A 26,952-nucleotide genomic window follows, 5' to 3' on the forward strand; every position below is an offset into this window, starting at 1 on the left:
GGGGCTCCGGGTGCGTCCCGGAGCCCCTGCCCACTCAGTGAATCGGGCGAACCGCGGCCGGCACGATCGCGAGAGCGAGACGCACGGGGTCACGGTCGCCGAGACGCTGCCCGGGCGCATGCTCGACGACGACGCGACTGCCGTCGCTCGTGAGCACCGTCGAGCGGCGGACGCTGCCGAGGAAGGTCGACTCCTCGACCACTCCGTCGACGCCGGGGGAGTCGGGTCCGACGAGGAGGACGTTCTCGGGGCGCACGACGACCTCGCAGTGACCGTCGTGCGCGGACTCCGCGAGCGGGAGCTCCTGACCCCACACCTCGACGGTGAGGCCCTCGACGATTCCGGGTACGGCGCTCACCGGTCCGAGGACCTCGGCGACGGCGGTGTCCGCAATCCGGGAGTACACCTCGTCCGGGCGGCCCGCGGCGACGATGCGACCCTGATCCATGACGACGAGGTGATCGGCGACCGCCGCGGCCTCGGCGGTGTCGCGCGTCGCCCAGAGCGTCGTGACGCCGCGCTCGCGGAGCTTCCGGACGAGTCGGTCTCGCGTCTCGGCGCGGGCCGTCGTGTGAAGGGCCGCGAGGGCGTCGTCGAGCACGAGGGCCCGCGGGTGAGAGGCGAGCGCGCGAGCGAGAGCCCACCGTTGCCGGTCGCCGTGCGACAGCCGGTGCACGCTCTTGTCCGCGGTGCCGAGTCCCACGAGGTCCAGCAGTCGATCGGCCTCGCCGTCGGGGTCGACGTCGCCGGCGTGCCGCGAGGCCGCGACGATCGCCGCCCGGACGCGTCCGAACCGCGCCACAGGGGTGCGGTCGCGGACCTCCGGAATGCGGGGTGCCGCGGCGCCCGAGCGTCCTTCGACGAGGACGGTGCCGGCATCCGGTCGTTCCGAACCGCTCACCACGCGCAGCAGGGTCGACGCTCCGCAGCCCGACGGACCGACGAGGGCGACGAGGGTGCCCGGAGCCACCTCGAGATCGATGTCGCGGAGGATCGGCACCCCGGCGCGCTCGCGCGTGACGTCGTGGAGGGCGATGGACCAGCCCGCGCGCGGTCGCTCCCCGGCGGGTGGGGGATCCACGGGGATGACGGCGACCATTCGCCCACGGTAGGAAGGACGCATGACGCACGAACGCCCGGGGGGTGAACCCCGGGCGTCGCTCACTCGAACCTTTTACGGGGCGAGACGGGTGGGACCGCGGAAGAGGAACGTGACCTCGCGGATCGACGACTCGCCGAGCATCAGCATCAGGATGCGCGCGAGCCCCATGCCGAACCCGCCGTGCGGCGGAGCGCCGAAGCGGAAGAAGTCGAGGTAGAAGTCGAGGTGCTCGGGGTCGAGACCCTTCTCTTTGGCCTGTTCGATCAGCACGTCCACGCGGTGCTCGCGCTGTGCGCCCGTGGTGATCTCGACGCCGTTGAAGAGCAGGTCGTACGACTTGGTGAGCCCGGTCTCTTCGTCGCGCATGTGGTAGAAAGCGCGGATCTCGGGGTGGTAGTCCGTGATGAAGACGAAGGGGTGGCCGAAGGTCTCGCGCACGTGCGCGGCGATCTGACGCTCGCCCTCGGGGTCGAGGTCGCCGTCGGTACGGGGGATGTCATACCCGCGGGCGGCGACGATCTCGCGGGCCTCGGCGAGCGGAATGCGCGGGAAGGGAATCGCGGGCACCTCGACCTCGACGCCGAAGAGCTCGCGGATCTCGTCGCCGTGCTTGTCGGCGACCGCCTGGAACGCGGTGTGCAGCAGCTCCTCCTGCATGCGCGCCACGTCTTCGTGCGAATCGATCCAGCTGATCTCGGCGTCGATCGAAGTGAACTCGGTGGCGTGACGGCTGGTGAAGGAGGGGTCGGCGCGGAAGGCCGGGGCGATCTCGAAGATCTTGCCGAAGCCGGCGACCTGGGCCATCTGCTTGAAGAACTGCGGGCTCTGCGCGAGGTAGGCCGTCTTGTCCTCGAAGTAGGGCACCTCGAACAGCTCCGCGTTGGACTCCGAGGGGGATGCCATGAGCTTCGGGGAGTGCACCTCGATGTAGTCGCGCTCGACCCAGTAGGTGCGCATGGCGTGCTCGAGCGTGGTCTGCACGCGGAAGATGAGATTGTTACGACGCTGGCGAAGGTCGATGAAGCGCCAGTCCATGCGCTTGTCGGGGCTGCTGTCGGCGGCGATGGGGGTCTCGGGGTTGGCCGCGGCCGCGATCTCGAGCTCGCCGACCTTGATCTCGACCCCGCCGAGCTTCACACGCTCGTCGTGCTTGAGCTCGCCGCGCACGGTGAGGAACGTGCCCGTCGCGAGGGCGCCGATCGTCTCGGTGAGGGCGAGGGCGGCGGCATCCTGCTCCGTCTCTTCGGAGGGGCGGGTCGCCGGGTTCACGAGCTGAACGGCGCCGGTCTCGTCGCGGAGGACGACGAACTGCACCTTCTTCTGGTCGCGCACGGTTTCGACCCATCCCGACACCTCAACGGGGCCGGCGGGCAGGGACTTCAGCTGGTTGACCAGGACGCGTTCGCTCACGATCGACCAGTCTACGTGCGTGGTCCGCACCGAACCGGGCGCGAACCTACGATGGGGGCGTGACCTTCTCGATGCCGCCCGAGTCGTTCCGGACACTGCGGCCGGAACCGACGGCGCGCAGGACCCGCGGATGGGATGTCGCCCTCACGATCGTGCTGCTCGTCCTGCTCCCCCTGCTGGCGCTCGCCGCGTCCTACGCCGGAGTGCTCCTCGTCTACGCCGCGGACGCGTGCGGGTCGGTCACCTGCGACACGGGACTGATGAACATCGGCTTCTGGACCGCGGTCGTCTCACCCTGGGTCGTGCTGATCATCGGTGTCGTCATCTCCATCATGCGACTCGTTCGTCACCGCCTCGCCTTCTGGGTTCCGCTCGTGACCGTCGTGACGATCGCCGCCGTGTGGTTCGTCGCGGCCGCGCTCGTCGGCGCGGGGGTCTCGGCATCCTGATCCGCTCGGGGGCAACCCCCAGCTAGGGCGAGGGTTCGCAACCTACCCTGAGAGCGGGCGTCCGCACCGGGCGGCCGATCACCGAGCGCGAAGGCACCCGATGACCGACACCACCCTCTCTCTCGCCCCGTTGCGGTCGACCTCCGGCTCCGGGGAGGGGCAGTCCTGGCTGACGTCGCTCGCGGACTGGACCGTCTCGCTCATGGAGATCATCGGGCCCATCGGGGCCGGTGTCGCGATCGCCCTCGAGAACCTCTTCCCCCCGCTTCCCAGCGAGGTCGTTCTGCCGATGGCCGGGCTCACCGCCAGTCGCGGCTCCTTCACGCTGTTCGAGGCGCTGCTGTGGACGACGATCGGCTCGGTCGTCGGCGCTTTCATGCTCTACGGTCTCGGCCGCTGGCTCGGAGCGGCGCGGCTGCGCTCGTTCGCCGCGAAGATGCCGCTGCTGCACCCCGAAGACGTCGACCGGACGGTGGCGTGGTTCGAGCGCCACGGCGGCAAGGCCGTGTTCTTCGGGCGGATGATCCCCATCTTCCGCAGTCTCATCTCGATCCCCGCGGGGGTGTCGAAGATGCCGATGTGGCGCTTCGGTCTGCTCACCGGAGCGGGAAGCCTCATCTGGAACACGATCTTCGTGCTCTCGGGTTTCCTGCTGGGCGAGAACTGGCACATCGTCGAGGAGTACGCGTCGATCCTGCAGTACGTGGTCATCGCCGCGGTCGCGATCGGGCTCGCATGGTTCCTGTACTCGCGTGTCCGCTCGCTGCTCGCCTCCAAGCGCGCCGGCGATCGCGACGACGCTCCCGCCGCTCAGCACGACGCCTGAGCGTCGCTCGGTCGGTTATCTCCACGTCGAGGCAACCGGCATCCGGACTCAGTCAGACCACAGAACCCGCCCGTAGACTGGCGTCGTGCCCGCCGACCGCCTTCATCTCGTGCGCCACGGAGAGGTCCACAACCCCCGTCGCGTGCTCTACGGTCGGCTCCCCGGATTCGGCCTGAGCGTCGACGGTCGCCGCATGGCGCGTCAGGCGGCCGAGCACGTGAAGGGTCTCGACCGTCCGGTCTCGGCCCTCGTGGTCTCGCCCCTGCAGCGCACGCGCGAATCGGCGGAGCCGTTCGTGGAGATGTTCGGCGCCGATCCGTTCATCGACGACCGCGTCATCGAGCCGACCAACGTCTTCGAGGGGCGGCGCATGAAGCATGCCCTGGCGAACCCGCTCAACTGGCGCCACCTGAGTCGGCCGGCCGTTCCGAGCTGGGGCGAGCCCTACGAGCGGATCGTCGCCCGCATGACGGCCGCGATGACCGATGCCTGGGACCGCGTCCCCTCGGGCGACGTGGTCGTCGTCTCGCACCAACTCCCCATCTGGGTGACTCACCTCGCCCTGTCCCAGCAACCCACCCGCCACGACCCCCGCAAGCGCCGTTGCGCGCTGTCGAGCGTGACGAGCTTCGAACGGCGAGACGGCGCCGACGGCTCGACGCGCTGGGTCGAGGTGGCGTACGCCGAGCCGGCGAGCACCGCCGGAGCCGTCGATGTAGGAGCCGTCTGATGCGCAGAATCCTCACCGCCGCGGGCTCGATCCTCGCCGCGGCGACCTTGGTCGCCGGGCTGTCGGCCTGCACCGCCGACCCCCTCGCCGACCAGTACCGGGCCGGCGACAACAAGGGCTACATCGCCGCCAACGGGTTCCAGACCGACGAGATCGCCCCCGAGAACCGCAAGGAGCCCGTCGACTTCGCGGGCACCCTCGACAACGGCTCCCCGGTGTCGAGCGCCGACTTCGCGGGCAAGGTCCTCGTCGTGAACTTCTGGTACGCCACGTGCGGCCCGTGCATCATCGAGGCCCCGCGCCTCGAGCAGGCCTACCAGAGCTTCCAGGGTCAGGACGTGGCCTTCCTGGGCATCAACACGTACGACCAGCCGGCCACGGCCCTGTCGTTCGCGCGCGACCACGGGGTGTCGTACTCCAGCGCCATGGCGGTCGGGGACGCCCAGCTCAAGCTCGCCTTCACCGGTGCGACGCCGTTGAACGCGACCCCCACGACCCTCGTGCTCGACAAGCAGGGGCGCGTCGCCGCTCGCATCGTCGGTGAGCTGCCCGAGTCGTCGATCCTCGAGTCGATCGTGCGCACGCTGGTCGCGGAGAACGCGTGAACCCGGGCGCCCTCGTCTTCGACGGGGCGCTGTGGATCGCCGTTCCCATCGCCCTGGCCGCCGGCCTCATCTCGTTCCTGTCGCCGTGCGTGCTTCCGCTCGTGCCGGGGTACCTCGGCTACATCAGCGGTGCCGTGGCGCCGCGCGGGGGTTCGGCATCCGCCTCCGGCAAGGGCCGCCTGCTCGGCGGGACCCTGTTGTTCATCGCCGGGTTCACCCTCGTGTTCATGGCGATCAACGTCCTCGGAGGAGCGCTCGGCCGTTTCTTCATCGAGTACGCCGACCTCATCACCCGCGTCATGGGCGTCGTCATCATCATCATGGGACTGGTCTTCATCGGTCTCTTCGGTCTCGCTCAGCGTTCGGTGCGGATGCAGTCGCGGGGCAACCTCGGCCTCATCGGGGCCCCGCTGCTGGGTATCGCCCTCGGCATCGGGTGGACGCCGTGCATCGGCCCCACACTGACCGCGATCATCTCGGTGTCCTACAACCTGGGCGACCCGGGCCGCGCCGCGCTCCTCGGCCTGGCGTACTCGCTGGGTCTCGGCATCCCGTTCCTGCTCCTCGCCCTCGGCTTCGGGTGGGCGACCAAGTCCGTCGCGTTCGTGCGCACGCACATCCGCGTCGTGAACCTCATCGGCGGAGCGCTTCTGATCGTGCTCGGCCTGCTGATGGTGACCGGATTCTGGGGCCAGTGGATGTCGACCCTGCAGGGGGTGATCGGCAATGTCCAGCTCCCGCTCTGATCGTTCCGACCGAGGTAACACCGTGACCGACCCGCTGCGCCCCTCCGACCACGCCGACTCCACGGCGGACGACATCACGCAGCCGCGCCTCGGGGTGGTCGGCTGGTTGCGATGGGGCTGGCGGCAGCTGACCAGCATGCGCACCGCGCTGGTGCTCCTGCTGCTCCTCGCGATCGCCGCCGTCCCCGGCTCGCTCGTGCCCCAGCGCACCGCCGACCCCAACGGCGTCACGCAGTACTTCACCGACAACCCCGACCTCGCGCCGGTCCTCGACAAGCTCAGCCTGTTCGACGTCTACAGCTCGCCGTGGTTCTCGGCCATCTACCTCCTGCTGTTCATCTCGCTCATCGGGTGCGTCCTCCCGCGGACCAAGCACCACTGGAAGGCCCTGCGCTCGCAGCCCCCGCGCACGCCCGCCCGGCTGTCGCGGCTGGACGACCACCGCACCCGCACCATCGAGGTGGACGGCGATGCGGATGCCGTGGCCGCCGCGGCCGTCGAGAGCGCTGCCGCCCACCTGCGTAAGAGCGGTTACCGCGTCGCGCGCTACGACTCGCGGGGCGCCTTCTCGGTCTCGGCGGAGCGCGGCTACCTCCGCGAGACCGGCAACCTGCTCTTCCACGGGGCGCTCGTCGGCGTGCTGATCGCCGTCGGCGTCGGTGGCGGCTTCACCTACACCGGCCAGCGGGTCCTCGTCGAAGGACAGGCCTTCAGCAACAGCCTGCTCGACTACTCGTCGTTCAACCCCGGCCGCTTCGTGGGCGGCGACACCCTCACGCCGTACTCGATGACCCTCGACACCTTCGACGTCACGTACGTGCCGCCGGGACAACCCGGCTCGGGGCAGGCCGGCAACTTCGTCGCGCACGTGACCACCCAGGCCCCGGGCGCCGACCCGCAGGACGGCGAGGTGCGGGTGAACCACCCCCTCGACGTCCAGGGCGACCGCGTCTACCTTCTCGGCAACGGATACGCCCCGACCGTGACGATCCGCGATGCCCAGGGCAACGAGGTGTTCCACGACTCGGTCGCCTTCCTGCCGCAGGATGCCAACATGACCTCGCTCGGCGTCATCAAGGTCGCCGACGGGCTGCCGCAACAGCTCGGGCTCCTCGGCTTCTTCTACCCGACGATGGACGTGCTCGACTCGGGCGCCCTCACCTCCACCTACGGCGCTCTCGAGTACCCCACGCTCACCCTTCGCGTGTACGAGGGCGACCTCGGCATCGATGACGGAACCCCGCGCTCGGTGTACACGCTCGATCCCTCGGGCATGACCCAGATCGCCGGCGGAGACAGCGGCACCCCGGCTCTGCAGTTGATGCCCGGTCAGACCGAGAACCTGCCGAACGGTCTCGGCACGATCACCTTCGAGAACGAGGCTCCGGCCGGTGCCGTCGGGTACGAGCAATCCGTCAAGCGTTTCGCCTCGCTGTCGATCCACCGCGACCTCGCCGGCCCCTGGGTGCTGGGCTTCGCCCTGCTCGCCCTGTTCGGTCTGCTCGCCGCGCTCTTCGTCCCCCGTCGCCGCATGTGGGTCAAGGCGACGCCGCGGACCGGCGCCGTCGAGATCGAGTACGCCGGCCTCGCCCGAGGCGAGGATCCGACCCTCGCGGCGGCCGTCGACCAGCTCGTCGTCAAGCACAGCGCGACCCTTCCCACCCAGAGCCACCCCGACACCGGAAAAGTAGACTGACACCATGCCCGGAACCGACCCGCTTCTCCTCGACGAGATCTCCCTCCTCCTGGTGTGGACGGCGGTCGCCATCTACGTGCTGGCGTTCTTCGCCTACGCCATCGACCTCGCGCGACGCTCCGACCTCGCCCTGAAGGCGAAAGACGAGGTCGTCGCGCGCGAGCTCGTCACCGCGGGCGGCGGGGGAGTGATCGGCGGATCCGCGGGGTCGTCGGCATCCGGAACCGCTTCCGCCAAGCCGCGTTACCTCTGGGCCCGCCTCGGAACGGTGCTCACCGCGCTGGGCTTCGTGTTCCACCTGGTCGCCACGGTCCTGCGCGGTGTCGCCGCGGGGCGCGTGCCCTGGTCGAACATGTACGAGTTCGCGCTGACCGGTCTGCTGCTGATCATCGCGGTCTACCTCGTCGTGCTGACGCGTTTCGACCTGCGCTTCCTCGGCTCGCTGATGACCGGTCTGGCCGTGCTGCTGCTCGGCGGGGCCACGTTGGCCTTCCACGTCGAGGTCGTGCCGCTCGCCGACCCGCTGAAGTCGGTGTGGCTGGTCGTGCACGTGTTCGTCGCGAGCCTGGCGACGGCCTTGTTCGCTCTGGCCTTCGGGTTGTCGGTCGTTCAACTCATCCAGACGCGCCGCGAGCGCAAGCTCGCCGAGGCTCCCGCGGACGCCGCGACCACGCGGAGCTTCCTCCGCACGGTTCCGAACGCCGACGCGCTCGAGTCGCTCGCCTACCGCTTCGCGATCGTCGGGTTCATCTTCTGGACCTTCACCCTCATCGCCGGTTCCATCTGGGCGAACGACGCGTGGGGCCGCTTCTGGGGCTTCGACACCAAGGAAGTCTGGACCTTCGTCATCTGGGTGCTCTACGCCGGGTACATCCACGCCCGCGCGACCCGCGGCTGGCGCGGCACCCGCTCGGCGTGGCTGTCGATCATCGGCTTCACCGCGGTGCTGTTCAACTTCACGATCGTCAACGTCTTCTTCAAGGGTCTGCACGCCTACAGCGGCTTGACCACCTGACAGAGGCCGCAGAGGAGGGGCCGTTCGGCGTGAGCCGGGCGGGCCCTTTCCTGTTGGAGGGGAATGCCGGGGCGCGGGCGGCGGGGGACCGGCGTCGTGGGGGTCGCCGCGGGGCGTGGGCTTCGGTGCTCGATGTCGAGGAGGCGCCGTCGGGCGCGGGCGGATACGTCGTGCGCGCGGAGTGGTTGCGGGGTGGGACGTGCGCTACGGCGGGGCGTATCTCGACGCACCGGCCCGCGGGACGGTTCTCTCAGCGTGTCGGCCGATCGACCCGCCGTTGTGCCCGGGGCGTCACGGACCGGCGTGCTGCTGTTCCCCGACACAGGACGTGGACGTGCGCGACCGGGCTCGGGCGGGCGGGAGCGGACGGGCGCGAAGGCCGCCGCGCGGCCCCGCGCCCGCGCGCGGGACTCAGGCCGCGATCGCCGCGGCGCGGGCCGAGACGGTCCGGCGACGCACCACGACCAGGGTCGTCACGAGGATCGACAGCACCGCCCAGACCACGAGTCCCGCGGCGCCCGCACCCACTCCGCCGGCCGCAGACAGGGCGCCGAGCATCGCCGTATAGGCGGGCGAGGTCGGAAGCAGCGATGCGAAGGCCGCGAGGACCGGCGGCACCGTCGAGACGATGCTCGTCGCCAGCGCGAAGGCCCCGATGATCGCGGAGACCCATCGTCCGGCGCCCCCGAGGAGCGCGACGAGCGCCTGGTTCACGGCGGCGAAGGCGACCCCGGCGAGAAGGCAGATCATCGCGAACACGGCCCAGTCGCCCCAGGCGTAGTCGGATGCCACCTGCACCACGCTCGCGACCAGCAGTCCCTGCACCGCGCCGACGATCGCCGCCGGGGCGAAGCCGCGCAGGGCGACGAGGCCCGAGGAGCGGCGGCTGGTCAGGGAGCGGGCCGACACGGCCTGGAACACGACGAACGAGGCGAGGGCCCCGAACCACAGCACCGCCATGGCCAGCAGCGGGACCGCGGCGCCGCCGAACAGCGACTCGCTGCCGCCCGTCGCAGAGACGGGGTCTGCGACGACGTCGGCGAGGTTCGTGGCCTGGGCATCGGTGTAGGTGGGGAGCTTCGACACCGCGGTGTCCAGGCCATCCGCGAGAGATGTCGTGCCGGTCGCGACCTGGCTGACGCCGTCCGCGAGCTTGCCGGCTCCGGTCTTGGCGTCGGAGGCTCCGGATGCCACCTGCTCAGCGCCCGAGGCGAGAGCCGAGGCGCCCGTGCCGAACTGCCGCGCGCCGTCGGCGAGCTTCGTGGCTCCGCCGGCGATGCCGTCCATGCCGCCGGCGATGGTGGCGATGCCCTTCGCCGCGGCGTACCCCCCGTCGGCGAGCTTCTGGTTCGCCTCGGCGATGGCGCTGACCCCCGCCGGCAGCTTGGTGGCCTCGGCCGAGAGGCCGCCGATCTGCGTCACGGTCTCTTTCGCCTTCGGCAGGGCCGCGTTGGCGTTGTCGGATGCCGTGCGCAGAGCGGCGCACTGCTCGGGCGTGCCCGTGCACTCGTCAGCCGCTTTCTGCAGGGCGGCTGCAGCGTCGGTCAGTGCGGTGTTGATCTGCGGTGCCGCGTCCGACAGCTGTTGCGCGTCCTGGGCGAAGTTCGGCGGGATCTGCGCGGCGAGCGCGTTGATCTGCTTCGCCAATCGGGCGTTGCCGTCGGCGAGCTCCGTGACGCCGGCCGCCGCCGAGCGGGTTCCGCCGGCGAGCGCTCCCGCGCCGCTCGAGAGTTGGTCGGCACCGCTGGCGAGCGGGCCGGCACCGGCGGCGAGCTTCGACGCGCCGTCGGCCAGGGCCGAGGCTCCGGACGAGAGCTGCCCGAGGCCGTCGCGCAGCCCGGCCGCTCCGGTGGACGCCTGCGATGCCCCGTCGGCGAGCTGGTGAGCCCCGCTCGCGGCGCTGCCGAGCTGGTCGCTCAGGGTGGTGAAACCGAGGAAGACGTTCTTGAGGTACTGCGAGGACAGGGTGCTGCCGTAGACCTGAGAGGCGGTGGATGCCAGTGCCCCGGTGATCGCGCCGTCGACGACGCGGGCGTTGGGTGCCGTCTGCACACCGATCGTCGCCTTCTCGGGAGTCTCGCCCGGTCGGGTCGAGAGCGAGGCTGCGGTGAAGTTCTCGGGGATCGTCACGACCGCGGTGTAGGTGCCGTCCTCGAGGCCGGCGGCAGCGTCCTCGTCGTTGGAGATGACCCAGTCGATGTTGCTCGGCTGGTCGTCGGCGCCTTTCACGAGACCGCCGGTGAGCTGTCGCCCGAGGGGGACGAGCTGGCCGTTGAGCTCTACGGCCTTGTCGTCGTTCACGATCGCGGCGGTGATGTTCTCGAGTCGATCGGTGGGCTTGTAGAGCGCACCGACCAGGATGCCGCCGATCACCGCCGGGAGCAGGAGGACGCCGATGAGCGTGAGCCAGGTGACGGGGCGGCGCGAGCGGGAGCGCTCGACGGGGAGAGTCATGCGAACACCTCGGAAAGATCGGCGAAGGTTTCGGGTTCGGGGCGATGCCGGCGCGGGGTCGGCAGCGAGAGGGATGCCACGTCCGGACGCTGAGCGTCGGCCAGCAGGGCCAGCGCGCGGCGTTCGTCGCGGGCGGACACGATCAGCGTGAACGGCGACGAGTCGTCATCGCTGTGCTCGCGCGCCTCGGTGGCGGCCCGGCGGAGGACCTGGGCCACGTCGTCGCTGGTGTCGTCGTCGAGGCGTTCGATGTCCGACACGAACACGATCCGGGTGCCGCGCGATGCGGCGCGGGCGACGTCGGCCGCGGCCTCGGCAGGATCGTCGAGGAGGGCGACGCCGACACGGGCGCGCACCGCTCCGGCGCGCTCGGGGACGAGCAGCCCGTCCACGCGCAGGCGCCCCTCGATCTGCGACAGGCGGCCCGACAGGGCCAGCAGCAGGGTGCGCGTCGTGCGGGTCTCGCCGGTCACGAGCAGCGTCCGCCCGTACCCGAGGCGCAGTGACACCCCAGAGAACACGGGCTCCTCGGCATCCGAGGCTCCCACCGTGCGCAGATCGTCGGCGGCGATCGCGATCCCGGACTCGGTCGGCCAGTCGGCGAGGCGCACCTCGCGTTCGACGGCCTCGCCCTCGACGTCGAGCTTGGGCAGGATCCGGTCGAGCCAGCGCGGCATCCACCAGGCCTTCGCTCCCAGCAGCGCGAGGATCGCGGGCACCAGGGTCATGCGCACGAGGAACGCGTCGACCGCGACGCCGACGGCCAGGCCCAGCGCGATGGGTTTGAGGCTCGAGTCGCCCTCGGGAACGAACGCGACGAAGACCGCGAACATGATGACGGCGGCGGCGACGACCACGCGGGCGGATGCCGAGAAGCCGCTGCGGACGGCGCCGAGCGCCACCTCGCGGGGCGTGCGGCCCTCGCGTTCGGCGTGCACGAAGTCTTCGCGCATGCGCGAGACGAGGAACACCTGGTAGTCCATGGCGAGGCCGAAGAGCACGCCCATCACGACGATGGGCATGAAGCTGATGATGGGGCCGACCTTGGCCACGTGCAGGGCGTCGGCGAACCAGCCCCACTCGAACACCGCGGCGACGACGCCGAACGAGGCCGCGACCGACAGCAGGTACCCGCCGGCGGCGGTCAGCGGCACCCAGATCGAGCGGAACACGATCATCAGCAACACGAGCGAGAGGCCCACGACGAACAGGCCGAACGGCAGCAGGGCGGCGCCGAGCTGGTCGGAGATGTCGATCGTGACGGCGGTGTAGCCGGTGACGAGCAGGTGCACGCCGAACTGGTCGTAGAGGCGCGGCTCGGCCGCGCGGAGCTCGCGCACGAGGTCAGCGGTGCGCGGGTCGTCGGGCGCGGTCTCGGGCACGATCTGCACGATGCCGGTGTCGGCGGTGGCGTTCGGCGTCGCGAGGGCGACCTTCGCGACCCCCGGGATCTTCGCGATCTCGTCGCCGATGCCCGTCATGAGGTTCAGCGGGTCGTTCGAGGTGACGATCGTGCCCGTCATGATGAGGGGACCGTTGGCGCCGGGGCCGAAGTACTCGTCGGTCAGCTCGTAGGCGACGCGCGCCTCGTCGCCCGGGGGGAGTTGCCCGGCGTTCGGAAGGGTGAGCGCGAGGGACGCGGCCGGAATCGCGGTTACCCCCAGCAGGCCGATCACGGCGACGGAGGTGACCACTGGATGCCGGGTGACCAGGCCGACCCAGCGCTTGGCGGGCCCGTTGCGCTGGGCGCGGACGGCCGCGGTGGAGGCTCGGCGCACGCTTTCGGCGGCGGCCTCTTCGGCGGCCGCGGCGTCGTCTTCGGCGGTGGCCGTGCGGGAGCGCTTCTTCTGCTTCTTGTATCCCCAGCCGACGACGCGGTGCCCCGCGAATCCCAGGAACGCCGGGGTGAGCGTGAGCCCCACGCAGACCGCGATCGCCACGGCGACGGAAGCGGCGATGCCCATGGTCGTCAGGAACGGGATGCCGGCGAAGCTCAGGCCGATGAGGGCGATGAGCACCGTGATGCCGGCGAACACGACCGCGGATCCGGCGGTACCGACAGCGCGGGCGGTCGATTCTTCGGGGTCCATTCCCGCGCGCGTCTGGTCTTGATGTCGCGACACGATGAAGAGGGCGTAGTCGATGCCGACCGCCAGCCCCAGCATCACCGCCAGCAGGGGAGTGGTCGACGACACGGTCGCGAAGCCCGTCGCGATGAAGATGAGCCCGATCGAGAGGGCGACGCCGAGGATCGCGGTGGCCAGCGGCATCCCGGCCACGAGGAACGAACGGAACGTCACCATGAGCACGAGCGCGGCGATGAGGACGCCGAGCGCCTCGGTGAGCGAGGCGCCGGGGATCTCGGTGGCGAAGAGCTGTCCGCCCAGGATCGCCTGGGATCCGGAGGGCAGGGCGGTGCTGAGCGCCGTGGTGGCGTCGCGGAGGGCGTCCTTGGTGTCGGCGGGCACCGCCGTCGACTCTCCGGCGAACTGGATGCGCACGATCGCCGCGCGCCCGTCGTCGGAGATGCCGCCGGACACGCGGGTGTCGTAGGGGTCGGTGACGGCCTCGACGAAGTCGAGCGTGCCGATGTCGCCGGTCGTCTTCTGGATGGCGTCCTGGTAGCTCTGGTCCCGAACGCTCGACCCGTCCGCGGAGACGACGATGATCTCGGCGCTCGCTCCACTCACCTGGGGGAAGGTACGCCCGAGCATCTCGAGGCCGGCCTGCGACTCGGTGCCCGGGATCGAGAAGGTGTTGTCCGTCCCCTTCGCGAACACCGCGACTCCGCCGCCGGCGATCACGAGGATGAGGAGCCAGCCGGTCAGAACGCGCCAGGGGTGGCGGAACGACCAGCGACCCAGGGTGTAGAGGAATGTCGACACGGCTGCTCCCACGATCGGTGAACGAGTCGATACATCACCGTATCGGATACATCAATGTATCGTAGACCTCGAGGGTGCGACCGAAGCTGGACGTCCACCCAGAACAGGAGACGCGGATGACCGACACCGCACCCGCCCCCTCACGACGGCGCGAGAACACCCGGACGCGCCTCATGGACGCCGCCGCGGAGATGTTCGCCGAGGTCGGCATCGACGCGGCCTCGGTCGAGGCGATCTGCGACCGCGCCGGGTTCACGCGCGGCGCGTTCTACTCGAACTTCGGCTCGAAGGAAGAACTCTTCCTCGCCCTCTGCGGCCGCTCCGCCGAGACCACGATCGCCGCTGTCCGCGACCGGGTCACCTCGATCGAGGACCGCGGACTGGATGCCACGGGCGAAGTCCTCCATCTCGTCCAAGAAGTACTCGAGGTCGCGGGCGAGGATCGCCTCGACGTCCTCCTCGGCGCCGAGACGCGCGTGCAGGCCCTGCGCAACCCCGAGTTCGCGGCGGCCTACCTCTCATCGAACGGCGCCCTGTGCGACAGCGTCACGCAACTCGTGCGCGACATCGCCGACGCGCGGGGGCTGACTCTGCGACTGCCCGCGGACGCCGCCACGGAGCTTTTGCTGTCCGCCTGGATCTCGGCATCCGAGACCGCCGTCATGACGGGGACGTCACCCTCCGACGCGCGCGCTCAGCTGGGGGAGCGGCTCGCTCAGATCGTGCGACTCATCCTCGAGTGATCTCGAGAGCGGCGTAGCACCGCCGCAGCCGGTCCAGCCACCACTCCCGCCGATCGTCCGTCGCCGCCACCCGATCGAGGTCGGACGACGAGGGGCGGGGTCGCTCGAGCGGCAGCATTCCGCCGCGGGCCACGAGGGGGGATCCCACGACATCGACCGTGAACAGCGAGGCGGTACCGAGTCCGCAGTCGTAGTCGAGGTCGGGCAGCGCCGCGGCCAGCGCCACCCCCATCGACAGGCCGATCGAGGTGTCGAGGGCGCTGGACACCACGGCGGGCAGTCCCGCCTGCGCGACGATCTCTCGCGCCGCGTGGACGCCGCCGAGGGGCTGAGCCTTGATGACGAGAAGATCGGCGGCACCCGCACGCGCCACACGCAGGGGGTCGGCGGCCTTGCGGACGCTCTCGTCGGCCGCGATCGGAATGTCGAGATAGTCGATCCGCTCGCGCAGCTCGGCGAGCTCGTCGATCTCGGCGCAGGGCTGCTCGACGTACTCGAGGTCGAACTCGGCGAGGGCGTGGACCGCTCGCTCGGCCTCGTCGACGTTCCACGCACCGTTCGCGTCGACGCGCACCCGTCCCTCGGGCCCCATCGCCTCGCGGACCGCTCGGACGCGCGCCACGTCCGCGGCGAGCGTCTGGCCCGCCTCGGCGGCCTTGACCTTGACCGTGCGGCATCCGTCATACCGGGCGAGGATCCTCGGCACTTCGGATGCCGCGACCGCGGGCATCGTGGCATTGACGGCGACGCGGTCGCGCACGGCCGGCGGTGACGGACGCCACCCGAAGTCGATGGCCCCGGCGAGCCAGGTCGCGGCTTCCGCATCGGCGTACTCGACGAACGGCGAGAACTCCGTCCACCCCTCGGGGCCCTCGAACACGAGCGCCTCTCGTGTCTCGATCCCCCGGAAGCGGGCGGCGAGCGGGAGGGAGACGACGCGCGCCGAGTCGAGGATCTCGGCGAGCGAGGGGAGGGCGACGGTGCTCATGCCCTCATCCTGCCGCTCAGCGCGGCCCGCCGCCGCCGAACCCGCCGAGCCAGAACGTCTGACGTTCGACGGTGTAGGAGGAGAGGTCGGGGGTGGACTCGAGCGACTCCTTCGCCGCCTCGGACTGCTCGTGGGTGCGTCGCGGGCCGAACAGGTAATCGCGCAGTCGCGCGAGCTTCGACATCTTCTTCGTCATGCTGACTCCGATCGTCGGGGCCTTCCCACGCTACGCGGCACCGAGCGGAGAATCCACCCGCCCGGGTGTCGGAGGGCGGGCATAGGCTGACGCCATGCTCTTCGATACCCCCGTCCGGCTCGGCGTGCAGATCCAGCCGCAGCACGTGCAGTACTCCGACATCCGCGACGCCGTCCTCCGTCTCGAAGAGATGGGCGTCGACGTCCTGTTCAACTGGGACCACTTCTATCCCCTCTACGGTGACCCCGAGGGTGAGCACTTCGAGTCGTGGACCATGCTCTCCGCCTGGGCCGAGCAGACCGAGCGCGTCGAGTTCGGCGCCCTCGTCAACTGCAACAGCTACCGCAATCCCGACCTGCAGGCGGACATGGCCCGCACCGTCGACCACATCAGCAAGAAGGGTGGCGACACGGGTCGCTTCATCTTCGGCACGGGATCGGGATGGTTCCAGCGCGATTACGACGAGTACGGCTACGACTTCGGCACCGCCGGGTCGCGGCTCAACGCTCTGGCGACCGATCTCGACCGGGTCGTCGCGCGCTGGGGCAAGCTCAACCCGGCGCCCACCCGCAAGATCCCCGTCATGATCGGCGGCAAGGGCGAGCAGAAGACGCTGCGCATCGTCGCTCGTCACGCTGACATCTGGCACAGCTTCGTCACCCCCGACGAACTGCCGCACAAGTTCGGTGTGATCGAGAAGTGGGCCGAGGCAGAGCAGCGCGACCTGTCGGGCCTCGTCGTCTCGAACGAGCTCAAGGACCGAGACGAAGACGTGGCCGACGCCCTGTTCGACGCCGGAACCCGCCTTTTCACGCTCGGATTCTCAGGCCCCGAGTGGGACTACTCGCTCGTCGAGCGCTGGCTGCGGTGGCGCGACAGCAAGAACGCGTGAACGGGGCGGCGCCCCGAGAATGTCGGGGCGCCGCCCGCTGTCACGGCTTGAACTGCGCGCCGCCGGACGTGCCCGTCCAGGTCTTCGCGGCCTCGCCGTTGTAGAACGCGGTCTCGCTCTGGTGGTTCATCGACCGCCGCGCGTCCTCGGACTGGTCGTGTGCGGGCGCCCCGAGGAAGTACTCGCGGATGCGGCCCAGGATCGACACTTTCTTCGTCATGCTGACTCCGATCGTCGGGGTCGTCCAGGCTACGGGGCATGGGGACGGTCGTCCACCGTTGGGAGGTCTTAGTCAGCCGAGAGCATGCGCGGCAAATAGCCGAGAGCGTCGAGTCGACGGACGAGACGGGGTGCAAGCGGACCCCTCGCCAACGAGATCCGGTAGAACCGCGGGCCCTCCTCCGCTTGCTGGAGGAGAGATCGTTCGCGCAGATTGCGGATGAAGCGAGAGCGATGAGACGCCGTGCCCGGAACGATCTCCTCCAGATCGCCCGCCTTGATCACTCCGCTTCCCAGGACCGCGCTCAGAGCCGCATGCTCTTCACGGGAAATGAGTCCGTCCCGTCGTAATGATTGGAGGGCCGGGCCCACCAGCTCGTCGATGACGAACGCGTGGCGCTGCAGTTCGAGCAGGCGAGCGATATCGTCACGGATGCCACGCACGAAAAATTCGGCCCACGCGATGGTGCCGGAGTCGGTGAGGTCATCGGCGATCTCAAGGGCGGAGATGTAGGCGTCCCGGTCGTTGCCGAAGACGGCGGTGGGGTTCAGAGCGCTGAATCCTCGCGTTGCGAAGATGGTCTTGCGCAGCATGGCGTAGGTGAAGAGACGCGAAACTCGTCCGTTCCCGTTGCGGAACGGGTGGATCCACACGAAGCGATGGTGTGCGACCGCGATTTGCAGCATCTGCTCGTGGAGAGGTTTCGACTCGTTGGCGAAGTCCAGGAGGGAGGTCATCTCGGGGTGCACCGTGACCCAGGTCGGCGGCACGTGGGCTGAGTTGGTTATCGCGACTTCGTGTTCCCGGTAAGCGCCAGGGGTGGGGTCGCCCTCCCTGCTCAGGCCGTCCACGACGCGACGGTGGATCTCGCGGATCAGATTGTGTGTGAGGGGGGCTTCCGGTGGGAGGCTGTCGATGAAGCGAGCGGTGGCGGCGATGTTCGTTATCTCGCGGAGTTGATCTGCGCTCGATCCGACGGAAGCGTCGATCTGGTCAAGCGCGTCGTACACAGTGGTGTGGTTTCCCTCGATCCGAGCGGAGACCACGCTCATGACGAGGTCGAACAACTGGTGAAGCTCTAGGAAGGTGTCTCTCGGGGTGTCGCCCGTACCGATGTCTGCTCGCAGACGTTCGATCTCGAACAGGGTCGCCACAAGAGGAGACTCGAAGTCGAGTCTCGGCATCGTGTACTTGTCGACCACTGTCATCCCTTCTTGCGGTAGTTAGCATGATTACTTGCACGACAGAACGTGAGGAACTATATCCGTAAAGGAAATTTGACGAGCTGGACGAAAGATTATTTGATCGATTCGGTCACGAGAACTTGCGTTCTCTCGTCTTGCGAGCTTGCAGTCTTCGGCCCGACCCCCGCGCGTAGGCTGAACGGGTGACCGTCTCCGAGTTCTTCGATCCCGCGGAATGGACCCTGGCGCCCGGCGCCGAGGACTACACCGACATCACCGCCCACGTCACGCACGACGGTCGGGTCGCGCGTATCGCCTTCGATCGTCCGGAGGTGCGGAACGCGTTCCGCCCGCACACGGTCGATGAGCTGTACCGCGCCCTCGACATCGCGCGGCAGGATCATCGCATCGGCGTCGTCCTTCTCACCGGCAACGGCCCGAGCCCCAAGGACGGCGGCTGGGCGTTCTGCTCCGGTGGTGACCAGCGCATCCGCGGCCGCGACGGCTACAAGTACTCCGAAGACGAGACGACCGTTCACGACCCCGGTCGCGCGGGTCGCCTGCACATCCTCGAGGTGCAGCGGCTCATCCGGTTCATGCCGAAGGTCGTCATCGCGGTCGTCCCCGGGTGGGCGGCGGGCGGCGGACACTCCCTCAACGTCGTGTGCGACCTGTCCATCGCGAGCGCCGAACACGGTCGTTTCAAGCAGACGGATGCCGACGTCGGCTCGTTCGACGCCGGGTACGGTTCCGCGTACTTCGCGCGCCAGATCGGCCAGAAGTTCGCGCGCGAGATCTTCTTCCTCGCCGAGGAGTACTCCGCCGAGCGCGCGTACGAGATGGGCGCGGTCAACCGCGTCGTGCCGCACGCCGAGCTCGAGCGCGAGGCCCTCGCGATGGCGCGCACGATCCTGACGAAGTCGCCGACCGCGATCCGCATGCTCAAGTACGCCTTCAACGCCGTCGATGACGGTCTCGTCGGCCAGCAGTTGTTCGCCGGCGAGGCGACGCGCCTCGCCTACGGCACCGACGAAGCGGCCGAGGGGCGCGACTCGTTCCTCGAGAAGCGCGACCCCGACTGGTCCGACGTCCCGTGGCACTACTGACCGCCGGAGTCCCCTCGTGAGGCTCGAGCCGGCGGCATCCGACGATCCGCGCGACGTGCTGCGCGCTCTGCGGGCGGCCGTCCTCGGCGCCGGTCCCGCCGTGGCGCTCGGCGGCTCGGACCTCGCCGGTGAGGTCCCCCCGGGGACGGCGGCGGTGGTCACGACCTCGGGGTCGACGGGTGTGCCCAAGTCGGTCGTGATCAGCCGCAACGCCCTCATCGCGAGTGCGTACGCCACGGCGGCGCGCATCGGCGAGGGCGCGTGGCTGCTCGCGGTCCCCGCCACCTACGTCGCCGGGGTGCAGGTGATCGTGCGGGCACTCCTGGCCGATCGAGAGCCCGCCGTCGTCGCGGGTCCGTTCCGCGCCGAGCCGTTCGCCGCGGCGGCCCTCGGCATGGCGTCGCACGTCGACGGTGCCCGCGTCCCGAGCTACACCTCGCTCGTCCCCGCGCAGCTGCAGAGACTTCTGGATGCCGCCGAGCACGACGCCACCGTGGCGCAGGCCCTGCGTTCGTTCGAGGCCATCCTGATCGGAGGGCAAGCTCTGGCCCCGTCGGTGCGAGAGCGAGCGGAGGCGGCGGGAGCACGGATCGTGCGCACCTACGGCTCGAGCGAGACCAGCGGCGGGTGCGTCTATGACGGCGTCCCGCTCGACGGCGTGGGCGTCGCGATCGTCGACGGCGAGGTGCGCCTGTCGGGACCGACGCTCGCCGGGGGCTACCTCGGCGACCCCGAGCGCACGGCATCCGCCTTCCCCTCCGATGCGGCCGGCACTCGGTGGTACCGCACGGGCGACGGGGGAGAGGTCGTCGACGGCGTGCTGAACGTCACCGGTCGCCTCGACAACGTCATCGTCTCGGGAGGGGTGAACGTCTCGCTCGACCGGGTCGAAGCGGCCGTGCGCGGCATCCCGGGCTTGGAATCCGCCGTCGTCGTGCCGATCCCGGACGCGGACTGGGGCCAGGGGTCCGCCGTGGTGGTGCCCGGAATCGATCCGTCCCGAGAGCGCGAGGTGCTCGCCGCGGTGCGCGAGGTCGTCGGTGCGGCGGTCGGGGCCCCGGCACGACCGGCCCGCGTGATCGCGATCGCCGAGGTGCCCACCCTGCGCTCGGGCAAACCCGATCGGGCAACGCTGCGTCGACTCGTCGGCGAGGGCTCGCCGGACCCGCGGGATTAGACTGACCCCTCGTGGCAGCACAGTCTCGCAAGCGTCCGAACACCGCCAAGAAGCGTCATCCGGGCGGCAACCCGCAGAAGGCGAAGAGCGGTGCGCCGCAGGCGGTCACGCCCGCCACCGCGCGGGACTGGATCGCCGCCGCGCGCCTGCGCACGCTGCCGCTCGCCATCACCCCTGTGCTCATCGGTACGGGGGCTGCGACCCTCGTCGACGACCAGTTGCACGGGGTGATCGCCCTCGCGTGTCTCGCCGTCGCCTTCGCGCTGCAGATCGGCGTCAACTACGCCAACGACTACTCCGACGGCATCCGCGGCACCGATGACGTGCGCGTCGGCCCGGGTCGCCTCACCGGCGGCAAGAAGGCGAAGCCGCGGACCGTGCTGATCGTCGCGCTGTCGTTCTTCGCTCTCGCCGCGGTGATCGGGCTCGCCCTGGTGATCCGCACGGGGCAGTGGTGGCTTCTCCTCGTCGGCGCCGTGTGCATCGTCGCGGCCTGGTTCTACACCGGCGGCAAGCGTCCCTACGGCTACAACGCGATGGGCGAGATCTTCGTCTTCGTGTTCTTCGGCCTGGTCGCCACCCTCGGCACGACCTGGCTGCAGGTGCTGTCCCTCCCGCAAGAGGCGTGGTTCGGGGCGGTCGCCGCGGGGCTCCTCGCCTGCGCGGTGCTGCTGGCGAACAATCTGCGCGACATCGACCAAGACCGTCTCGCGGGAAAGCGCACCCTCTCGGTTCTCATCGGCCGTCGCGCGACCCAGGTGCTGTTCACGGTCTTCGTGCTCGCACCCTTCGCGATCGCCGCGTTCCTCGCCCTGGTCTACCCGGTGGCCTGGCTCGAGGGGATCCCGCTGATCGGCGGGCTCGCCGCGATCCTCATCGTGTGGACCTACCGCGCTCCGCGCGAGCTGATCACCGCGCTCCAGGTGACGAGCTTCACCTCGGTGGCGTACGGCGCGGTCCTCTGTGCGGCGTTCGCGGTCTGACCCGCGCACGATCGGCGCCCGGGCTCAGGCGCGCGGAGCCTCGGGCGTCGCGTCCGGACCGTCGGTGCGCGTGGCATCCACCACCGCATCCTCGGCGTCGGCGTCGGTCTCGGCGCCCGTCCGGCGACCGGTCGTCGCGCGCTGCGCACGACGCTCGGCGAGGCCGCCGGTGACCTTGTCGAGCGGGCGGCGCAGGAACAGCGTCGACAGGCTCAGCCCGATGAGGGCGGCGAAGATCGCTGCGAGCCACGGCAACTCCTGGAAAACCGGGAACAGCAGCAGGATGCCGAGGGGCACGAGGAAGGCGAGCAGACGCAGCACCGTGTAGACGAGGGCCGAACGTGCACGCATACCCCCCAGTCTACGGCGGGCACCCACGGCCCCGATCCGGGTCGTTCGACGGCGGAAGACCGTGCGCCCACTCCGGGCCGCTGTCCAGCCGACGCACGTAGAATCAGGTCATGGCACGGTTGCTTCTCATCCTGGCGCTCGTGGCGACCGTCTTCTGGGTCTACACGATCGTGGACTGCGCCGTGCAGAGCCCCTCTCGCCACCGCGGCGTCAACAAGCCCGCGTGGATGGCGATCGTGATCCTCCTGCCCGTGCTCGGCGGCATCCTGTGGTTCGCCATCGGCCGCGGGCGCGCCACGCAGACGGTCGTTCGACGGGCTCCCGACGACGACCCCGAGTTCCTCGGCCGCATGACCGCCTCGGCGCGCGCCGACCAGGACGAGCGGATCCGTCGCCTCGAAGAAGAGCTGGCGCAGCTCGACTCCGAGGCCGAAGATCCCCAGCCTCCTCGGAAGACGACCGATCCGGGCGACACCCCCGGCAAGGGCGACGACGACACCCGCGACCAGCGCGGCGCCGTCGGCTGACCCGTGGTCGACACCGCGCGTATCGCCGCGCCCGCCACCGACGCGGCCGCCGCTCTGCTGGCCGGGCTCGTCTCCCGCGGCGTGCGGCACATCGTCGTCAGCCCGGGATCACGCTCCCAGGCACTGGCCCTCGTCGCCGCCGAGCTCGAACGGGCGGGGCTCATTCACCTGCACGTGCGCATCGACGAGCGCGTCGCGGGCTTCACGGCCCTGGGGATCGGACGCGAGACCGGGATGCCGGCGGCCGTCGTCTGCACGTCGGGCACCGCCGTCGCGAACCTGGTGCCGGCCGCGCTCGAGGCGCATCACGCGGGTGTTCCCCTTCTGCTGCTCACCGCCGATCGCCCCCCGGAGCTGCGCGGGGTGGGCGCTAACCAGACCACCCGGCAGCCGGGGCTGTTCCGGTCCGCCGTCCGGCTCGAAGCCGACCTCGCGGTTCCGGAGGCGACCGATGACGACGCCACCGGCGAGCAGACCGCGGAGCTTGACGCGGTGGCCGCCGCAGCGCTCGCGGCCGCCCTCGGCGAGGGTGCCCGCGCGGCAGGGCCCGTGCACCTGAACGTGCCGTTCCGGGAGCCGCTCGCCGGCGCCGCTCCGGCGTGGCTCGCGGAGCGGGCGGCATCCGGTGCCGTTCCCGCCGAAGAGAACAGCGACGGCTCCGGGGCGCTCTACCAGGGCGGCGGGGGCATCGGCGAGGCCGATGTGGCACCTGTCGCCGAGGCGGCGCACGTGGTCGACCCCGGTCCGCGGACGGTGGTCGTCGCGGGCGCGGACGCCGGGGACGCGGCGGAGCAATTCGCCCACGACGGCGGCTTCCCCCTCGTGGCGGAGATCGTCAGCGGCGCGCGCTTCGGGCGCCAGATCGTGCACGGCTACCGCGCCCTGCTGAGCGACCCCGAGCTCGGCGGCCGCGTCGAGCGCGTCGTCGTGTTCGGCCGTCCGACGCTCAGCCGCGAGGTCACGCGCCTGCTCATGCGCGACGACGTTGAAGTCCTCGCCGTGCGCGGGCCGGGCGAGCCCGTGAACCTGAACGGTTCGACGCTGGCGGTCGACGCGGTGCGAGTCGGCTCGGGAGCCGCTGACCGCGCGTGGCTCGGAGACTGGATGCGCGCCTCGCGCGCCGCCGCCGTCGACCTCTCGCCCCCGGCCCCCGACGCCGACGGACTCGCCTCCGCCGTGCCACACGAACGACTCGGCGCGATCAACGCCGAGGTCGAGGTCATGCGTGCACCCCTGGATCGCGCCGCCCTCGTCGACGCGCTGTGGCGCGCGAGCTGGCCCCACGACCGACTCGTCTTCGGGTCCTCGCGCATCGTGCGCGTCGCCGACGAATTGCTGGGCGGCAAGAAGGTCGCCGTGCACTCGAACCGCGGCCTTGCGGGCATCGACGGAACGATCGCCACGGCCACGGGTGTCGCGCTCGCCAGCCAGGTCGACGAACGGCCCGGCGTGACGCGTCTGCTCCTCGGCGATCTCGCGTTCCTGCACGACACGGGTGCGTTGCTCCTTCCCCCCGGCGAGATCGTGCCCCGCTTGCAGGTCGTGGTCGGAAACGACGGCGGGGGCACGATCTTCGACGGTCTCGAGGTCGCCACGGTCGCCGGTGACGACGCGATGTCGCGCGTGCAGTACACCCCGCAGACGGCCCGGCTCGAGCAGCTCGCTCTCGCGTTCGGGTGGGAGTACCACCGGTGCACCACGCGTGTCGCCCTCGACCAGGTGCTCACCGCTCCCACCGGCGGTCGGCAGCTGATCGAAGTGCCCCTTCCGCGCTGACCGAGCGGCATCCGTTCCCGCGGCTCGGCATCGTCGTCAACGGGTGGCGGAGATTCCGGATGCCACGGCACGATGTCGGGATGAGCACGAGCAGCAGATGGTCCACGCCCGCCGCCGACGCCCTGCGCGTGGAGCCCGGATTCCGCCTCGCCGACATCGATCCGCGATCCACGCCCGGCTACGACGGCGACAAGACCGACGGTCGCGCCGACCTCGAGGCGGGCCGTGCGCCGCTGGAGGGGCTGCAGGAACGCCTCTTCGCGCAGAGCGTCGCGGGCACGGCCACGGGCTCGGTGCTGCTCGTGCTGCAGGCGATGGACACCGCGGGCAAGGGCGGGATCGTCCGGCACGTCGTGGGTGCCGTCGACCCCCAGGGCGTCGAACTCGCCTCGTTCAAGAAGCCCACCGCCGAGGAGCTCGAGCACGACTTCCTCTGGCGCATCGAGAAGCGTCTGCCCGACGCGGGGCGCCTCGGCGTCTTCGATCGCTCGCACTACGAGGACGTCCTCATCGGTCGGGTGCGCGAGCTCGCGCCGCAGGATGAGATCGAGCGCCGCTACGGCGCGATCGTCTCGTTCGAGGCGCAGGCCGCCGAGATGGGCATCCGCGTGGTGAAGGTCATGCTGCACATCTCGAAGGACGAGCAGCGGGAGCGCCTCGGCGAGCGGCTCGAACGACCCGACAAGCATTGGAAGTACAACCCCTCCGACGTGGACGAGCGCGAGCTCTGGGACGCCTACATGGACGCGTACCAGGTCGCGATCGAGCGCACGTCGACGCCCGTCGCGCCGTGGCACGTCGTCCCGGCCGACCGCAAGTGGTACGCGCGCCTCGCCGTGCACCAGCTGCTCATCGACGCCCTCGAAGACATCGATCCGCGGTGGCCCGCGGCCGACTACGACGTCGAGGTCGAGAAGAACCGGCTCGCGAATTCCTGAGTCAGGCCAGCGCCTCGACGATCGGACGGAACTTCACGCGCGTCTCGAGCAGTTCGGACTCCGGCACGCTGTCGGCGACGATGCCCGCGCCGGCGTAGGCGGTGATCGGCGCGGTCGGCGACGAGGGGGCGGCACGGTCGATCTGCGCGCACCGCAGGGCGATGGCCCACTCGCCGTCGCCCGAGGCGGCCGTCCATCCGACCGCGCCGGCGTACCGCCCGCGGTCGAAGGGCTCGAGACGACGGATGACGTCCATCGCCGCGGCGGTGGGGGTCCCTGCGACCGCGGCCGTCGGATGCAGCACCGAGATCAGGTCCAGTGAGGACGCGTCCTCGCTCAGCTCGCCCTCGACGTCGGTGGCCAGGTGCCAGACGTTCGGCAGCTTCAGGGTGAAGGGCTCATCCGCGGCGGCGAGCGCCGAGGTGTGGGGCCCGAGGGCCTTGAGCACGCTCTGCACGGCGAACCGGTGTTCGTCCTGGTCTTTCGTGCTCCGGGTGAGACCGATGGATGCCGCGACATCGGCGTCGGCGTCACCGCCGCGCGCGACGGTACCGGCGAGGACGCGAGCGGTCACCGTTCCGCCGGAGACGGTGACGAGGGTCTCGGGGCTCGCGCCGATGAGTCCGTCGACCGCGAAGACCCAGCAGTCGGGGTACCCCTCGAGCAGGGACCGGACGAGGCGCCGCAGGTCGGACCCGGCGGGGACGGTGCCCGTGATGTCGCGGGCGAGGACGACCTTGCCCACCTCGCGGCGGCCGATGGCCTCGATGGCCTGGCGGACGGCATCCTGATACTTCTCCGCCGTCTGCCGACCGGGGCCGAGCGTCGCGGACCAGTGCGGACCGAAGGGGGAGCGGGGTGGGAGCTCGGGTTCGGGCCCGTCGGGGGTGTCGTCGAAGGCGAGGCGGGTGACCCACGCACGGCCGCTGTGGCGACCGACGATCATGCCGGGCACGCGCAGGACGTTCTCGCGCTCCGAGTGCGGATCGAACACGAACGACCCGAATGCCACGAGGCCCGTGCCCGGCAGCTGCACGGGGTCGTCGATCTCGGCGGCGGCGGCGATCGCGCGCCACCGCTCCGAGATGGTGGCGTCGCCCGGCTGCTCTCCGGCGTACCGGAGCGTCAGCAGGTCGCCGAAGGCCGCAAGCGACTCTCCGCGGCGGCTCCAGAACAGGGGATCGTACGGGGTCGTGTAGGCGAGGACATCGTCCATCGGGGGCAGCTCGCGCGTGACCACGCGCAGGCGCGGCACGACGTCTTCCGCGGGTTCGAGCACGTCTTTCAGCGTAGACCCGCGGGCGGCAGCGCGGCGGGACGGGTGACCGGGATGCTACGGCGTCGAGCGAGACGGGGGTGGCCGAGCACGTTTTAGACTCCGAACATGGATCCTCGACCCGCCCCCGGCACCCGGCTGATGTTCGAGTGGCGCAAATGGGACGGCTCCCCGCACTGGGTGCAGGACAGCGTCTACCTCGGATCCGACGAGTGGGGCGAGTGGTTCGGCCAGCAGGTGGGGTGGCGCAGCGCGAGACCGGGCGCCGAGTTCGTCTGCCGACAGCCGAACGTGACGCTCGTGCCGGCGACGGGGGACTGGGCGTTCACCCACAACGCCGATCCGCACCCGGTCGCGGTGTACATCGACCTGGCGTGGGATGTCCGCTGGCACGACGACGGCGTGCCCCGCGGCATCGACATGGACCTCGACGTCGTGCGGCGCACCGACGAGCGCGGCACCTGGGTCGACGATCGCGACGAGTGGGACGAGCACCGCGTGCAGTACGGCTACCCGGCCGAGATCGTCGAGCACCTCGAGGCCACAGCCCTCGACCTCGAGCGGCGGGTGCTCGCGCGGGAGGCGCCGTTCTCGGACGAGGTGACCGGCCCCTGGCTCGAACGCCTCGCGTCGATGGCAACCCCCGACGACCGCCCCGCGGCACGCGCCTAGACTCG

The 26,952-nt window shown here is 70.5% G+C and carries 26 protein-coding genes; 16 read left to right on the forward strand and 10 right to left on the reverse strand.

The window, feature by feature from the left end:
* Positions 1-34: 34 nt before the first annotated feature.
* Positions 35-1,099: an ABC transporter ATP-binding protein gene (locus tag QBE02_RS13545; RefSeq protein WP_279366192.1), complete on the reverse strand. Its 1,065-nt coding sequence runs from the start codon at positions 1,097-1,099 to the stop codon at positions 35-37.
* 75 nt (positions 1,100-1,174) lie between these two features.
* The gene (gene aspS, locus QBE02_RS13550; protein ID WP_056224215.1) at positions 1,175-2,512 is read right to left on the reverse strand and encodes an aspartate--tRNA(Asn) ligase; all 1,338 of its coding nucleotides are present in this window, start codon (positions 2,510-2,512) and stop codon (positions 1,175-1,177) included.
* Positions 2,513-2,571: 59 nt separating this feature from the next.
* On the opposite strand from aspS, the gene QBE02_RS13555 reads away from it, so the two are divergent.
* From QBE02_RS13555 to ccsB, 7 genes are all read left to right on the forward strand, one after another.
* Entirely contained in the window at positions 2,572-2,961 is a 390-nt protein-coding gene (locus QBE02_RS13555; RefSeq protein ID WP_268104712.1) for a DUF6264 family protein, read from the forward strand.
* A 100-nt stretch (positions 2,962-3,061) separates the two neighbouring features.
* Positions 3,062-3,787, forward strand: a complete 726-nt coding sequence (locus tag QBE02_RS13560) for a DedA family protein (protein WP_186316696.1) — start codon at positions 3,062-3,064, stop codon at positions 3,785-3,787.
* An 85-nt stretch (positions 3,788-3,872) separates the two neighbouring features.
* Entirely contained in the window at positions 3,873-4,517 is a 645-nt protein-coding gene (locus tag QBE02_RS13565) for a histidine phosphatase family protein (RefSeq protein ID WP_279366193.1), read from the forward strand.
* Positions 4,517-5,122, forward strand: coding sequence for a TlpA family protein disulfide reductase (locus QBE02_RS13570; RefSeq protein ID WP_279366194.1), 606 nt, complete (start codon positions 4,517-4,519; stop codon positions 5,120-5,122). The genes QBE02_RS13565 and QBE02_RS13570 overlap by 1 nt, the downstream gene beginning before the upstream one ends.
* On the forward strand, positions 5,119-5,868 hold the full coding sequence (locus QBE02_RS13575) for a cytochrome c biogenesis CcdA family protein (RefSeq protein WP_279366195.1): 750 nt from the start codon (positions 5,119-5,121) through the stop codon (positions 5,866-5,868). Before QBE02_RS13570 ends, QBE02_RS13575 begins: the two co-directional genes overlap by 4 nt.
* Positions 5,849-7,564, forward strand: coding sequence for a cytochrome c biogenesis protein ResB (gene resB, locus QBE02_RS13580; RefSeq protein WP_279366196.1), 1,716 nt, complete (start codon positions 5,849-5,851; stop codon positions 7,562-7,564). Before QBE02_RS13575 ends, resB begins: the two co-directional genes overlap by 20 nt.
* Before the next feature lie 4 nt (positions 7,565-7,568).
* Positions 7,569-8,579: a c-type cytochrome biogenesis protein CcsB gene (gene ccsB, locus QBE02_RS13585; protein WP_144785988.1), complete on the forward strand. Its 1,011-nt coding sequence runs from the start codon at positions 7,569-7,571 to the stop codon at positions 8,577-8,579.
* Between the two features lie 411 nt (positions 8,580-8,990).
* Here the strand turns inward: ccsB and QBE02_RS13590 are convergent, their stop codons facing one another.
* Both QBE02_RS13590 and QBE02_RS13595 read right to left on the reverse strand, forming a co-directional pair.
* Positions 8,991-11,033, reverse strand: coding sequence for a YhgE/Pip domain-containing protein (locus tag QBE02_RS13590; protein ID WP_279366197.1), 2,043 nt, complete (start codon positions 11,031-11,033; stop codon positions 8,991-8,993).
* The gene (locus tag QBE02_RS13595; RefSeq protein WP_279366198.1) at positions 11,030-13,918 is read right to left on the reverse strand and encodes an MMPL family transporter; all 2,889 of its coding nucleotides are present in this window, start codon (positions 13,916-13,918) and stop codon (positions 11,030-11,032) included. Before QBE02_RS13595 ends, QBE02_RS13590 begins: the two co-directional genes overlap by 4 nt.
* A 116-nt stretch (positions 13,919-14,034) precedes the next feature.
* Between QBE02_RS13595 and QBE02_RS13600 the strand changes: the two genes are divergently transcribed.
* Complete coding sequence (locus QBE02_RS13600; protein ID WP_279366199.1) at positions 14,035-14,661, forward strand: TetR/AcrR family transcriptional regulator; 627 nt, start codon at positions 14,035-14,037, stop codon at positions 14,659-14,661.
* Here the strand turns inward: QBE02_RS13600 and QBE02_RS13605 are convergent.
* A complete protein-coding gene (locus QBE02_RS13605; protein WP_279366200.1) occupies positions 14,648-15,649 on the reverse strand; it encodes an o-succinylbenzoate synthase in 1,002 nt (333 codons plus the stop codon). The genes QBE02_RS13600 and QBE02_RS13605 overlap by 14 nt on opposite strands.
* A gap of 16 nt (positions 15,650-15,665) precedes the next feature.
* Positions 15,666-15,845, reverse strand: coding sequence for a hypothetical protein (locus tag QBE02_RS13610; protein WP_056223970.1), 180 nt, complete (start codon positions 15,843-15,845; stop codon positions 15,666-15,668).
* Positions 15,846-15,939: 94 nt separating this feature from the next.
* Here QBE02_RS13610 and QBE02_RS13615 point away from each other — a divergent pair, with 94 nt between their 5' ends.
* Complete coding sequence (locus QBE02_RS13615; protein ID WP_056223968.1) at positions 15,940-16,737, forward strand: LLM class F420-dependent oxidoreductase; 798 nt, start codon at positions 15,940-15,942, stop codon at positions 16,735-16,737.
* A 40-nt stretch (positions 16,738-16,777) separates the two neighbouring features.
* Here QBE02_RS13615 and QBE02_RS13620 read toward each other — a convergent pair whose 3' ends face one another.
* Together QBE02_RS13620 and QBE02_RS13625 are read right to left on the reverse strand one after the other, a co-directional pair.
* Positions 16,778-16,957 carry a hypothetical protein gene (locus tag QBE02_RS13620; RefSeq protein ID WP_056223965.1) on the reverse strand — a complete coding sequence of 60 codons (180 nt, stop codon included), beginning with the start codon at positions 16,955-16,957 and terminating at the stop codon, positions 16,778-16,780.
* A gap of 68 nt (positions 16,958-17,025) precedes the next feature.
* Positions 17,026-18,159: a Fic family protein gene (locus QBE02_RS13625; protein ID WP_279366201.1), complete on the reverse strand. Its 1,134-nt coding sequence runs from the start codon at positions 18,157-18,159 to the stop codon at positions 17,026-17,028.
* Positions 18,160-18,344: 185 nt separating this feature from the next.
* On the opposite strand from QBE02_RS13625, the gene QBE02_RS13630 reads away from it, so the two are divergent.
* From QBE02_RS13630 to QBE02_RS13640, 3 genes are read left to right on the forward strand one after another with little or no spacing between them, the layout of a single operon-like run.
* Positions 18,345-19,247 carry a 1,4-dihydroxy-2-naphthoyl-CoA synthase gene (locus tag QBE02_RS13630; RefSeq protein ID WP_279366202.1) on the forward strand — a complete coding sequence of 301 codons (903 nt, stop codon included), beginning with the start codon at positions 18,345-18,347 and terminating at the stop codon, positions 19,245-19,247.
* Between the two features lie 16 nt (positions 19,248-19,263).
* Positions 19,264-20,424, forward strand: a complete 1,161-nt coding sequence (locus tag QBE02_RS13635; RefSeq protein ID WP_279366203.1) for an AMP-binding protein — start codon at positions 19,264-19,266, stop codon at positions 20,422-20,424.
* Positions 20,425-20,435: 11 nt separating this feature from the next.
* Positions 20,436-21,407, forward strand: a complete 972-nt coding sequence (locus QBE02_RS13640; RefSeq protein WP_279366204.1) for a 1,4-dihydroxy-2-naphthoate polyprenyltransferase — start codon at positions 20,436-20,438, stop codon at positions 21,405-21,407.
* Between the two features lie 24 nt (positions 21,408-21,431).
* On the opposite strand, the gene QBE02_RS13645 is transcribed toward QBE02_RS13640, so the two are convergent.
* Positions 21,432-21,758, reverse strand: a complete 327-nt coding sequence (locus QBE02_RS13645) for a DUF4229 domain-containing protein (RefSeq protein WP_279366205.1) — start codon at positions 21,756-21,758, stop codon at positions 21,432-21,434.
* Between the two features lie 110 nt (positions 21,759-21,868).
* Here QBE02_RS13645 and QBE02_RS13650 point away from each other — a divergent pair, with 110 nt between their 5' ends.
* The 3 genes from QBE02_RS13650 (at position 21,869) to QBE02_RS13660 (ending at position 24,999) form a co-directional block, all read left to right on the forward strand.
* Positions 21,869-22,285, forward strand: a complete 417-nt coding sequence (locus QBE02_RS13650; RefSeq protein ID WP_279366206.1) for a PLDc N-terminal domain-containing protein — start codon at positions 21,869-21,871, stop codon at positions 22,283-22,285.
* Positions 22,286-22,288: 3 nt separating this feature from the next.
* Positions 22,289-24,061 carry a 2-succinyl-5-enolpyruvyl-6-hydroxy-3-cyclohexene-1-carboxylic-acid synthase gene (gene menD / locus QBE02_RS13655; RefSeq protein WP_279366207.1) on the forward strand — a complete coding sequence of 591 codons (1,773 nt, stop codon included), beginning with the start codon at positions 22,289-22,291 and terminating at the stop codon, positions 24,059-24,061.
* Between the two features lie 80 nt (positions 24,062-24,141).
* Positions 24,142-24,999 carry a polyphosphate kinase 2 family protein gene (locus QBE02_RS13660; RefSeq protein ID WP_279366208.1) on the forward strand — a complete coding sequence of 286 codons (858 nt, stop codon included), beginning with the start codon at positions 24,142-24,144 and terminating at the stop codon, positions 24,997-24,999.
* 1 nt (position 25,000) lies between these two features.
* On the opposite strand, the gene QBE02_RS13665 is transcribed toward QBE02_RS13660, so the two are convergent.
* Positions 25,001-26,215, reverse strand: a complete 1,215-nt coding sequence (locus QBE02_RS13665; protein ID WP_056224213.1) for an isochorismate synthase — start codon at positions 26,213-26,215, stop codon at positions 25,001-25,003.
* A 168-nt stretch (positions 26,216-26,383) separates the two neighbouring features.
* Here QBE02_RS13665 and QBE02_RS13670 point away from each other — a divergent pair, with 168 nt between their 5' ends.
* The gene (locus tag QBE02_RS13670) at positions 26,384-26,947 is read left to right on the forward strand and encodes a DUF402 domain-containing protein (RefSeq protein ID WP_279366209.1); all 564 of its coding nucleotides are present in this window, start codon (positions 26,384-26,386) and stop codon (positions 26,945-26,947) included.
* Positions 26,948-26,952 lie beyond the last annotated feature (5 nt).

Origin of the sequence: Microbacterium testaceum (assembly GCF_029761935.1) — a bacterium.
GTDB lineage: Bacteria > Actinomycetota > Actinomycetes > Actinomycetales > Microbacteriaceae > Microbacterium > Microbacterium testaceum_A.